Below are 11,004 nucleotides of genomic sequence, written 5' to 3' on the forward strand. Positions count from 1 at the left end.
GGAGTTCACGCATATGAAATTTTTTAGTGGTTCGGACTTTTTAGTATTTATCAAAAGACAATTCTCTGAAGAACGCTACCGGGTCGATCCGACGTATTTAACTGCTAATTCAGCTAAAATTTCCGTTTTCCGTCGCGAATTTTCTGAAGAGCGGATCATGGATATCGAATATCTGCTGATTTTACCGACACTAGAAAAACGAATTTTCATTCGCGGCATTCGGCATCCATCCAATTATCAATTTTTTCTAGAGAGTTTTGAGCCTCTTGATGAATTAATTGGATCCATTCATCACTTAATAGAATAAAGTCCAGACTAATCGTCTGTATACTACCATCAAAAATTTAATAGAAGTTCCATTGATGAAACGGGTCAAAACCTCTCCCATAACATGTATAATCATAGTATGTTATTCACACAGCGATCATCAGGGACACGAACTACGTATCTCCGTTGTCCGCTGTAGAAAGAGGTCATGATGAAATGGATATTCAGTAAAATTACCCGGACCTTTTCAGGACTGCTACTATTAAATTTTATGATTTTAGTGTGCGTGACGATGGGTGCCTATTCCTATTCCATTCAGCAACTAGAAGAGAATAATGTCATGCTGTTGCGTTTGACCAATCAAAAAACTGCTGCACGTGAGATTTGGAATGATTTGCAGGAGACGAATATTGAGATTCAGGAAGCCTTATTAAAGGAAACACCGGCTTCTCTCGGACTGTCGAATGACTTAAAGCGGACAAAGCAGGATCTTGAACATTTGGCGCATACTTACCCTTCCGCAGAAACAGATTCTTACTCAAAAACGGCAATGATTTTAATACAGTACTACGAAAAAATATTGATTCCATTGACGGAAAATCGACAGTCCGCCAACCGATATACCGATTTTACCGCCATGCGACGGATGTTAAAGGATGCGTCCTTCGTCATCCCGTTGCAATCGACTATGAGCGGGACAGAACGTTCTTCACTCGATACCATGTATTTTTTTTCGACGACCCGACAAGCAGCGGATCAATATATCAACTCTATTCATATACTGGAAAAAAGAGCACAGCAGACACTTGCCCATCAGATGCGAGCGACCCTTTGGAAAACGTTGACAGTTCTTGTTGCTGTCTTTTTCCTTTTAAACAGCTGGACGTTCCGATTCATGCAACGGTTGACAAATGATCTCGTTCGTCTGGTCAAGCAAACAAAAAATCCATATGCTTATTCTTCGATGCCTCTGATCAAACGACAGGATGAAATCGGCGTCCTCGCCAAAGCCATGCAGAACATGATGACGATGCTTGCGTTTCAACAATCCGAAACAGATCGTGCCAATCAGCAATTATCAAGCCGGAACCGTGAACTTTCTGACAGCCTGTCGGAAAAAAACAAAACGGAAATCAAGCTACAACTTCAGACGGATCTTGCCCGTCACTTATTGGAATACGAGACGTTTCACTGCACGCAAGATTTGCTACGGGATGTGGCCCGATCATTCGGCTTACCGGAGTTGAAGCTGACTCTGGTTTCGAGGCAAGAAGAAGTCATTTACCGGCAAAATCCTTTGTCTGAAGGCAGCATCCCCCGGCTGGCGCAGCCTGTCAGAGAGGATCAATACCTTGTTGAACGGATTATTCCATTGCTGAATTCGCGTGAAGCTGAACCGTTTGCCTTGTTGACATTCACTGACCCAACGGCAGAAGTATATGAAAAGCTTTCGGCAGTCAGCGATATTCTGTCACTCGGGATTTTGCGAATCGAGCATATGCGGGCACTGAAAGAAGATAAACAGCACGTCCAACGGATTTTGGACAGCCTTCGAGAAGCCGTCATGTACGTCAATTTTCCCGATTCACGATTGATTCACAACGGGACGTTGGTCACTATGTTCCCCGAATTACGAGACCTGCCAGATACTTTGCATGATTTTGAATCCATCATGGCCATCCTTCGCCGGGTCTTTACTGAAAAAGAGGCCTTTACCGACTATATGAAACAATTAAAAATTCATTTAGCGAACGGCCATGCCATGGACGCCCAAGATTTCGAAGTCAGCAGGAATCGTCACGTCCGTCTGTATACGGAATTTCTGCCGGACAGCAAAGGTATCATCTTTGTCTTAAGTGAACGGACGGCTGAAGTCGAAGCGGTACAAAAGGAGCATGCCTTCATTTCAATGATTTCACATGAACTCCGGACGCCCCTAGCCTCGATTGAAGGATTCAGTGAGCTGATGATTCACCGCAACGTCTCCGGTGAAAAACAATTGAAATATTTAAAAACTGTCCGCAGTGAAGCCCAACGCTTAGGTAAGCTTGTCACCGCTTTCTTGGACTATCAACGCTTGAGTCACCAAAAGGAAGTCTATTCGTTTGAATCCTTTGACATAGCAGCTTTGGTACAGGAAGTAGCCGACTGGATGAATGTCTCCAACACCTCCCATCAGGTCCTGTTTGATTCGGCTCATACGACCTGTACGATTGAAGCGGACCGTGGAAAAATACGTCAACTGCTGACGAACCTTTTGGGTAATGCAATCAAATACTCGCCGTCAAGTCCGAAGATCGAGGTCCTGCTCGACTGCAGTGAGGAAGAGGTTGTCCTGACAATCAGCGATAACGGACTCGGCATTCCGAAACAAGACCTACCGTATTTGTTCGAGTCCTTTTACCGCGTGGAGCGCAACGACCATAAGCGGATTCAAGGAACCGGACTCGGGCTGATGATTTGTAAGGAAATCGTCGAAGCTCATTCCGGACAAATTTCTGTTTCATCCGAACTGGATGTCGGAACGGATTTCCTAGTCCGGCTGCCGATGGTGCAACGGACCAAAGACGGAAAACCATAAATTGATTTAAAGACAGAGGAAGTGAATACGTATGGATTATGAGTTAGATCGTATCATTTATTACTTGAACCGAGATTTTCGCAATCATCTCGGATCATTCTCAGGCACGATTTTGAAAGATACCTCGCCGGCCATTATCTTAATTGAGGATCATGTCCGGCGGCATTTAGCGTATGCCTTATATCAATATCCGGAATTCGTCTCTGAAATCGAAGAGACGATTTTCCGGTGTCTCATCGATGTCCGGGGGGAAAAAGAATCGGAAGATCCAACGGAAATCTTTATTGCTAAAGCCCAGTTATATTCTCCCTATCATTACCTCATCACATTTTTATAAGGAGTGGACTGCAGTATGAAAATAACCGGAACCGCCTTGTTAATCGTTGATATCATCAATAAAATGGATTTTGAAGGCGCAGAAAATCTGCTTGCTGAGACACGCCCCATATTGAAGTCTTTGATCGACCTTAAACATATATGTAAAGAACATGATATACCGGTCATTTATGTAAATGACAATTTTAGTTTATGGCAAGAAAACGTTGATCAGATTGTCGAAGAGTGCCGCGGCGGGCTCGGCGATGTCTTCGTTCAAGCGTTGCATCCGCAAGAAGATGATTATTTCATCATCAAGCCGAAACATTCCGGTTTTTACGGGACACAGTTGGATATTCTCTTAAAGCATCTCAATATCTCATGCCTGATCATTACGGGCATCACGACCGACATGTGTATCCTGTTTACGGCAAACGACGCTTATATGCGGGAATACGAAATCTGGGTGCCAAAAGACTGTACCGCAGCCGAGACGCAAGATGCGAAAGAGCACGCATTGGAAATTCTCCACACGACATTATCCATTGATTGTTCCAACAGCAGTGACGTATCGTTCGACTAAAAGGAGGACAGCATCATGTTGCAATACTTTTCAGGAACATGTGAGACGGCACGAAAACGACTCCTCGAAACCGCACTGCATCATTTGCCGACAAAATACCCGTCCATTTCACACCTGCCGATCAACCAGGCACAAAATGCCAGCTGCGACTTGATTCATGCGAAACGTGAGGGAAATCATGCGTTGCTCATTCTCAGCAGCGGTCTGCATGGAATCGAAGGGTTTACGGGGAGCGCGATGCAATTGCGATTTTTAGAAGAACATCTCGCCCGGCTTAACAGCAGCGAAGTCGATCTTTTATTCATTCACGCTATGAATGTAGACACCATGGACCATCACACTTATGCACCGTTTCGTGGTGTTTTCATCCCGAAGGCGGGCTCCGGTAGTCGATTCGGACACTTCCCGTTTTCGTTCCAAACAGTAAGCCGGTTACTTCCAATCGGTCCCGGTCGTTTGTTCAAAAGCGCCACAACCGTACCAGTTCCTCAACCGATAAGTATTCATTTTGACGGACAGCCGCCTGACCCGTATATTCATGACGTCCTTTCTGCAGTTTCCTACCTCATCACTCCCTACTCGCACGTTTTGTTTCTTGACTGTCACACGGGTCACGGCCTCCAGACAGAAGTTCAACTGGTCCTGCCTTCCGCTGATTGCCGCACACCGGATCATTTAAAAGAATTCACCCGTTATCCGATTGTCGAACATCCACTTTATCTCTTTGAAGGTGAATGGTTGAACTCACTGTATCAGTGGACGCATGAAAAGCAGATTGGTTTCCTTGGACTGATCATCGAATGCGGAACAGCTAAAGACTCATCCGGTTTTCGACTGCCTCTGCAAGCGATCTTTACCGAAAACCGGCTTTGGCGTCAGCATGTCATGAACGAAACGGATTTGCTCTTTTCGCATATGGTGGAATTAATGAATGATCCGTTGAACTATCCGTTGCTCAAGCGGAATCTGACTTGGTCGTCCTCCTGATAACTGCCTGCATCACCGGTCCAAATCATTTTCTAAAACATTACATTTTGATGACAATCCTTCCCCTTTGGTTTTCGTTTTTCTTAAACAGGTATATATATCATGTACATTTTATATATGTTTTTAATCTGAGGGAGGAATGAATCATTCTCAGACACCAAAAGGAATTACAGTTCGAAGTTAAGGTCGACCGGCCGGATCCGAAACTTGCACGGGCTGTCCAGGAAGTATTAGGCGGACAATTTGGGGAAATGACCGTCATGATGCAGTATCTGTTCCAAGGATTCAACTGTCGGGGAAATGAAAAGTACAAGGATATGCTGATGGATATCGGCACGGAAGAAATCGGTCACGTCGAAATGTTATGTTCTTTAATTTCGCAATTGCTCGACGGTGCTTCACCCGACGACCAAGCTGAGGCGGCCAAGGATCCTGCCATCGCCGCAATTCTCGGTGGAATGAATCCGCAACACCTTCTTGTCAGTGGACTCGGCGGACTTCCTTCCAATTCAAACAGGGTGCCGTGGAACGGTTCCTACATTGTCGCGAGTGGTAATCTCTTGGCGGATATGCGATCCAACCTCCATGCGGAATCGCAGGGGCGACTTCAGGTCGCACGTCTCTATCACATGACGAACGATGAAGCAGTCCGGACAACACTCCGGAAAATGCTGGCCCGCGACCGGTATCATCAATATCAATGGATGGCAGCCATTGAAGAGCTGGAAGAGAAAAACGGCATCGTCGTCCCGGCCACGTTTGCACCGGAAGATGAAATGGAAGCCCAGCCGCATGCTTATGAATTTTGGGACTTGTCGGAAGGAACGGCTTCAAAAGAAGGACGCTGGGCGCAAGGAAGCGCGCAGGATGGAACCGGTGAATTCGTGTATCTCGAAAATCCGGCACCGCAGGGTCAAATTCCAAATCCTGAAGTTCCGGCACACAATCTGCACCATGATTTGAATGAACCGCCGCAAAAACGAGGCGTCGCGGATACAGTCAAACGCATTCTAAAGGACAAGGAGTGAGACAGGATGGCGAAACAACTGGCGTTGCACGAGACGTTGGAAATCCATGAAATTATGACGATGAAGCAATCCTGTCTTGTCAAATCTTATGCACTTAGCCCGCTCGTCAAAGATAAAAAGTTAAAAAACTGATTGAACAGGACATCAAAGAATCAGAACGTGCACTAAAAGAGCTACAACCTTTATTCCATTGATTCCACCAGACGAACGACCGGAGGTGCTTTTTGTGACCATTCAAAAACAGATGAACCGTGCCAGCAAGAAAAGAGACGAACTGATCGCCATCGACCATCTCGTCAGTGCCAAATCACTCGTCCGCGCCTATGCCGTGGCCGTTACGGAAGCTGCTTCTCCCGATGTCAGAAAAATCCTGACGAAGCAGTTGAATCATGCCATTCAGACACATGCTGATATTGCGACTTACATGATTGAAAATGATATGTACCTGGCATACGATTTAAAAAAGCAGTTGAAGCATGATGAAGAAAAGATGAACCTGATTCAGGAATTGGTTCAGAGCAAGTAAACATTTCCCTCTCTTCGGTCGAGAAGAGAGGGTTTCGTAACTTCCGCCTATTATGGGAAGCGAAAGGGATTAAAAGACTGATCGGAGGACGCCGTTATGCTATCCGTTAAAAACATTACAGTCAAGCAACTTGGTCAAGATTTACATCTTTCGTGGCAAGCGGATTCTCCCGTTCAGCTTCTCCGTGACGGTGAGATCCTCAGTGATGGCGCGGCACACGAATTCATCGATACGACGCTTGCTCCCTTCTCTCCCGTGCAATATGAACTGCGGACCAATCACGTCCGTATCACAATCGATACAGCCGTTGTCGCCGATGAGGGAACATTGTTTTGGAATCAAAAATCCACCGTCATCATCCGTTCAGACCAGGAATTACTTTTGGTATGGGGGGCTATCCCGGATGTCGAATCCTACAGTATCTTCCGAGATGGAAAACGCTTGGGCGATACGGATAATCATACGTGGTACGAAGCATCATCGCAAGACGAGTCTGCCCGTTACGAAATCCGTGCCCTCCGACCATCGTCTCGTCAGAATGTACCACTCTCCTCCGTCATGGAGGGAGCGTTAAAACTTTTGAATCATTTAAAACACGAACCAGATCGGGAACGGGAGTTTGAATCGTTTATTCTTTATATCCTTCTCCATCCGTTTGTATCTGAGCCCCTTGCACCGAATAAAGAACCCGAAGCCGTCCGCGCACGACTGCGAATCATGACGTTTATTGCTCCACCGATTTTAAAAAATCCGAATCTGCTTTCTCCTCATATTTATTTTGAGGGCGATGACCGGACCTTTGATCCCCATGCGACGGAATACCGGACGTTGACTGAGATTGCCATGACAGGCTTACAGGATGTTCCTCATGTTCACCTTGCTAAGCAGGCCAATCCGACACGTTCTCTGACCTCGACGGGACGCCTACGGAGTGAAGACGTAGCATCGACACGGAAGGTTTATCTGGAAGATATTGAAAAGGACCGAGACTTTCTCCAGTTTACGACCCGGCATTCAGTCGGCAATCCGTTGGTGATCGCTCCCGACATCAACTATACGGTCCATACCGCGTATGGTCACGGAAGATGGCGGTTGTGCGGAACTCATCTTCGTTCCCCTCACCATGAAATTTATCTGCAAACAGAATCCTGTGCTTTTCAGCCGATTCATCAAACACATGACCTCGGTCTCAGTTTTTTAGCTGACCCTTTACCGAGCTGCCATTGGCTGTTCATGGAGGCCAGATGATATTCATTACCTCATCAAAAAAGCCAGACGATGAACATCGTCTGGCTTTTTTGATGAAACATATGCCGAACCCGTATCAGTCATGGAATCGGGCGCGTGTTTCTTTAGAAGGAAGCATACATTGTTGCTTTTCTCCGAACCATTCATGCCGGTGTTTCGCGACAATATCATACACAAAATCTCTTCCGACACGCGGTAAGAAGCGGAAAAACGAAGCGAATGGCCATGCGCCGTTTAAGTGTCTGGTAATCCGTAGCGCTGCATCCGATTTGATATAAGGAACTCCCTGCTCGATAACCACAACACTGTTTAAATCAGATGGTAAACGATGTTTTTGAATGAGTTCCTGTCCAGTCGCGCCCTGCAATGAAGCAAAATCATAGTACCCTTGATCCCGTTTCAGGATAAACTGCACACTGGCATCACACAAATTGCATTCCCCATCAAATAAAATGATTGGCTTCACGTTTGTGTCCTCCCTCTATCAATGATTTCCTTTTTTCTAGTTTAGCTCAAATCCATAAAGCAAACCTGTATTTCGCTTCTTATTGCTATCGATGATCAATCCATACCATTTTTATACATGTTTTAGAGACGATCAATGCTGTCTCATCCATCGCGTATCTAGGCTCTGAACGAATGCTTTTAAATCATCCTGCGTCCGGATAAGAGTCTGACAGGTCACCTGCTCATTCTGAATCAATTTGATTCGAACAGGCGGTTCGTTGATCAAGCTGAACGCAAAAAGCAAGGTCGAATGTTTTTGTGTATAGACGGCAACCGCCAGCAATTCCTCATGTAGTCGTTCTCTCACTTCTTCACTTGTATGCGTATGTAAGAGATGGATGGTTTCATGAAGAAGGGACGATTTCATACGTTCTGACACGTCCAAATACCGGACTTCAAGGTGAACTTCATGATTTCTTCCCCGCCGCGTCGTAAGGAAAAACGGAGGGTGAATTAATTTTTGAATAAAACGAATGATGCGTTCAATGCTTATCTCAGACATCAAAAACCTCTTTTCTAACCTCGATACCAAATGTTCGAAGATTTTTCTTTTGTTGCGCCAAGATCCAGACAAAACATTAAACATATAAGAATATCGTATGTTTAATTCCAAAGAAACCTGATTTGCTTAGCCTTTTTTAGTTTAACATATTTCGTCTTTTCAGACCGAATCCGAAGCCATAAAAAAAACGAAAAGCGGTCCACTTTTTCTTTTGATAAAAAGAAGACCGTGCTTATTCGTTTCATCCAATCTGCACTTTTGTTAAATCTTCTAATGTGTACGCTTGCAAAGCATTTGAAAATAATAAAAAAGCATTATCAAAAGCTTGCCGCGTATTTCGAAGCGATTCTTTCTCGTGTGTTGGCAATACTTCTTTCAAATACGAAACTTCTTCAAATAAAGCCACCACTTGACCCAGCGTGATTTCATTCGGTGCTTTGGCTAACTTAAATCCCCCATTCCGTCCCTGATAAGACGTAATTAACCCGAACTTACTCAATGAATGGACAATTTTCATCAAATGATTTTTGGAAATGGCGTAATGATCCGCTACTTCTTGGATTTGAACAAGCCGGTTGGGATTCAAAGTGGCATAGAGCAGAACGCGAATTGCATAATCCGTCGACCGTGTCATTTTCATTCTTTTCACCTTCTTGAGTTCTTGCTGTTCTAATCAAACAATTACATGAGATTATGTTTATGTTGTTAGCGTGCACTTGCACATAATATAATCAAATATAAAATATTTTCTTGGATTTTACAATCGAATTGAGGGTTTCCGGTTCTACCTTTTTTATCCGAATGCATTTATGTGCTTCCTCCATCAAAAAAAGACATTGCGTTTTCGCAATGTCTTTTCGTAATAATCAGTCCCGTGCTGCCAAACGGTACAGCAGATCAAGCAACTCGATGTAGAGCCAGATGATCGTGACGATTAATCCGAACGCGGCCACCCACTCCATCGATTTCGGCGCACGGGCCTGGACTTGTTGCGAGATGAAATCAAAGTCCATCACGAGCGACAGTGAGGCGACGATGACGATGACAAACTGAATGCCGATCGCAAGCGGCGAACTGCCGGTCATGAACGGCAGATCGACACCAAACAACGCGAGCAACAAGTTGACGCCGTACAAGACGAGGATCGAAAGAATCGCTGCCGTGACAGCCGAACGGAATCGTTGTGTCACTTTGATCATGCCGGTCGTATAGACGAACCACATCGCAAACGAGACGACGAATGTCGCGAGGACCGCCTTACCGACGAGTCCCGGGTACATACTTTCGAACATCAACGAAATCGCTCCGACGGCGACCCCTTCGACGATTGCATAGACCGGTGAGAGCACGGGTGCCGTTCGTGGTTTAAACGTGATGATCAGCGCGAGAATCAATCCGAGGACGACTCCGCCAATCAAAGCCGGTACTAAAAATTGCGGATTCGCGGCTAAGAAGAACCATGTTCCACCGGCTGCTGCCGTGACAAGGGCGAGCAACAGGAAAATCTTACTCATCGTCCCTGCCTTCGTCATCGGCCGTTCACCGGCACGTGCCGTTTCAAAACCACGGCGTAAGGCCGGATTCACTTTAAATCGTGTTGCCATCTTGCGTTCACTCCTTCTATTTTTTCTATTTCTTACTACGGTTGTTTTCCGGAAAAGTTTCAGCTTAACCAACTATTTAAGGCATTCAGCTGCAGCATGACGACCGGGATCGATGCTTTCGCTGAGACAAGGTGCGACGTCGCCTGTCCGACTTTACCTGTCGTGACGAACGGTTCGTCCATAATTCCTTCGCCGATCGGTCCAAAAGGATCACTGTCGATGATCCGGTGCTGATAACGAATGAAGATTTCTTCATCTCCTTGAAGCATCTTACATCCCGATTCCTCGAGCGGCCGGTCGACTCCGTATTCGGCGTAATGCCAGACGGTCGTCGAATCCCACGGTGAACCGAGATGCAGAATCTGTCCGTCCGCTTCGATGAACTTTTCAAGCGGTGAACCAGGACCAAATCCATTTTCAATCGTATGTCCGGCAACGAATTCCGATGCCTCGTTTCCCCACGCCGTGACTGACCACATCGGGTGGGCACTGCGTTTGACGCCCGGGAACGTCCGGAACAGTTCCGGTACCTTGCCGATACTCCGGGTTGGTGTCTTCGCCGGGTCGTATGCCGGCATTTGCTGACGGATTGTCTCCCACCAGTCTTCCGGAACGGCAGGACGGCTCCAGTTTTTCGGATCCGAATTATCCGTACTCTGTGCCGCCATCATGATCAGACCGTCCGGCGTGATGACTTCCTGCAACGCTTCGATCAGCGCTTGTGCTCCGCCGGGAATCCAGCCGATCTGTTTCATCGCGCTGTGGACGAATACTTTCATACCCGGCGTCACACCGAGTTGTTTCAAATCGGTGATCAGTTTTGATTTCGTGACCATTTGTCTTGTTTCCATTTCGC

14 protein-coding genes are annotated in these 11,004 nt (G+C 46.0%); 9 read left to right on the top strand and 5 right to left on the bottom strand.

The window, feature by feature from the left end; all coding sequences use genetic code 11:
- Positions 1-13: 13 nt before the first annotated feature.
- The 9 genes from KNQ07_RS04670 to KNQ07_RS04710 all read left to right on the top strand — a co-directional run bounded on the left by KNQ07_RS04670 (position 14) and on the right by KNQ07_RS04710 (position 7,535).
- Positions 14-307: a hypothetical protein gene (locus tag KNQ07_RS04670; protein WP_214765023.1), complete on the top strand. Its 294-nt coding sequence runs from the start codon at positions 14-16 to the stop codon at positions 305-307.
- 171 nt (positions 308-478) lie between these two features.
- The gene (locus KNQ07_RS04675) at positions 479-2,848 is read left to right on the top strand and encodes a sensor histidine kinase (protein WP_214765024.1); all 2,370 of its coding nucleotides are present in this window, start codon (positions 479-481) and stop codon (positions 2,846-2,848) included.
- A 31-nt stretch (positions 2,849-2,879) separates the two neighbouring features.
- Positions 2,880-3,185: a hypothetical protein gene (locus tag KNQ07_RS04680; RefSeq protein WP_131973013.1), complete on the top strand. Its 306-nt coding sequence runs from the start codon at positions 2,880-2,882 to the stop codon at positions 3,183-3,185.
- A 15-nt stretch (positions 3,186-3,200) separates the two neighbouring features.
- On the top strand, positions 3,201-3,746 hold the full coding sequence (locus KNQ07_RS04685; protein WP_214765025.1) for a cysteine hydrolase family protein: 546 nt from the start codon (positions 3,201-3,203) through the stop codon (positions 3,744-3,746).
- A 15-nt stretch (positions 3,747-3,761) separates the two neighbouring features.
- Positions 3,762-4,733, top strand: coding sequence for a DUF2817 domain-containing protein (locus KNQ07_RS04690; RefSeq protein ID WP_214765026.1), 972 nt, complete (start codon positions 3,762-3,764; stop codon positions 4,731-4,733).
- 146 nt (positions 4,734-4,879) lie between these two features.
- The gene (locus KNQ07_RS04695; protein ID WP_214765149.1) at positions 4,880-5,761 is read left to right on the top strand and encodes a manganese catalase; all 882 of its coding nucleotides are present in this window, start codon (positions 4,880-4,882) and stop codon (positions 5,759-5,761) included.
- A 6-nt stretch (positions 5,762-5,767) separates the two neighbouring features.
- Positions 5,768-5,893, top strand: a complete 126-nt coding sequence (locus KNQ07_RS16235) for a hypothetical protein (protein ID WP_261966327.1) — start codon at positions 5,768-5,770, stop codon at positions 5,891-5,893.
- 94 nt (positions 5,894-5,987) lie between these two features.
- Positions 5,988-6,287 (top strand): spore coat protein, encoded by a 300-nt coding sequence (locus KNQ07_RS04705; RefSeq protein ID WP_255508434.1) that lies wholly within the window; start codon positions 5,988-5,990, stop codon positions 6,285-6,287.
- Between the two features lie 96 nt (positions 6,288-6,383).
- Entirely contained in the window at positions 6,384-7,535 is a 1,152-nt protein-coding gene (locus KNQ07_RS04710) for a DUF3238 domain-containing protein (RefSeq protein WP_214765027.1), read from the top strand.
- 76 nt (positions 7,536-7,611) lie between these two features.
- Here the strand turns inward: KNQ07_RS04710 and KNQ07_RS04715 are convergent, their stop codons facing one another.
- From KNQ07_RS04715 to KNQ07_RS04735, 5 genes are all read right to left on the bottom strand, one after another.
- Entirely contained in the window at positions 7,612-8,001 is a 390-nt protein-coding gene (locus tag KNQ07_RS04715; protein ID WP_131973019.1) for a thiol-disulfide oxidoreductase DCC family protein, read from the bottom strand.
- A 132-nt stretch (positions 8,002-8,133) separates the two neighbouring features.
- Complete coding sequence (locus tag KNQ07_RS04720) at positions 8,134-8,544, bottom strand: hypothetical protein (protein ID WP_214765028.1); 411 nt, start codon at positions 8,542-8,544, stop codon at positions 8,134-8,136.
- Between the two features lie 241 nt (positions 8,545-8,785).
- Entirely contained in the window at positions 8,786-9,184 is a 399-nt protein-coding gene (locus tag KNQ07_RS04725) for an RrF2 family transcriptional regulator (RefSeq protein ID WP_214765029.1), read from the bottom strand.
- Between the two features lie 226 nt (positions 9,185-9,410).
- On the bottom strand, positions 9,411-10,148 hold the full coding sequence (locus tag KNQ07_RS04730) for a Bax inhibitor-1/YccA family protein (protein ID WP_131973022.1): 738 nt from the start codon (positions 10,146-10,148) through the stop codon (positions 9,411-9,413).
- A gap of 59 nt (positions 10,149-10,207) precedes the next feature.
- The gene (locus KNQ07_RS04735) at positions 10,208-10,999 is read right to left on the bottom strand and encodes an AAC(3) family N-acetyltransferase (protein WP_214765030.1); all 792 of its coding nucleotides are present in this window, start codon (positions 10,997-10,999) and stop codon (positions 10,208-10,210) included.
- Between the last annotated feature and the right edge of the window lie 5 nt (positions 11,000-11,004).

It is taken from the genome of Exiguobacterium sp. s145 (assembly GCF_018618835.1).
In the GTDB taxonomy this organism is placed as follows: Bacteria; Bacillota; Bacilli; order Exiguobacteriales; family Exiguobacteriaceae; genus Exiguobacterium_A; species Exiguobacterium_A artemiae.

Bases quoted from the DNA above. Each gene is read 5' to 3' on its own strand.
- KNQ07_RS04720 (WP_214765028.1), bottom strand. From the start codon at position 8,544: ATGTCTGAGATAAGCATTGAACGCATCATTCGTTTTATTCAAAAATTA.
- KNQ07_RS04675 (WP_214765024.1), top strand. From the start codon at position 479: ATGAAATGGATATTCAGTAAAATTACCCGGACCTTTTCAGGACTGCTA.
- KNQ07_RS04685 (WP_214765025.1), top strand. From the start codon at position 3,201: ATGAAAATAACCGGAACCGCCTTGTTAATCGTTGATATCATCAATAAA.
- KNQ07_RS04735 (WP_214765030.1), bottom strand. From the start codon at position 10,999: ATGGAAACAAGACAAATGGTCACGAAATCAAAACTGATCACCGATTTG.
- KNQ07_RS04670 (WP_214765023.1), top strand. From the start codon at position 14: ATGAAATTTTTTAGTGGTTCGGACTTTTTAGTATTTATCAAAAGACAA.
- KNQ07_RS04730 (WP_131973022.1), bottom strand. From the start codon at position 10,148: ATGGCAACACGATTTAAAGTGAATCCGGCCTTACGCCGTGGTTTTGAA.
- KNQ07_RS16235 (WP_261966327.1), top strand. From the start codon at position 5,768: ATGGCGAAACAACTGGCGTTGCACGAGACGTTGGAAATCCATGAAATT.
- KNQ07_RS04725 (WP_214765029.1), bottom strand. From the start codon at position 9,184: ATGAAAATGACACGGTCGACGGATTATGCAATTCGCGTTCTGCTCTAT.
- KNQ07_RS04680 (WP_131973013.1), top strand. From the start codon at position 2,880: ATGGATTATGAGTTAGATCGTATCATTTATTACTTGAACCGAGATTTT.
- KNQ07_RS04710 (WP_214765027.1), top strand. From the start codon at position 6,384: ATGCTATCCGTTAAAAACATTACAGTCAAGCAACTTGGTCAAGATTTA.
- KNQ07_RS04690 (WP_214765026.1), top strand. From the start codon at position 3,762: ATGTTGCAATACTTTTCAGGAACATGTGAGACGGCACGAAAACGACTC.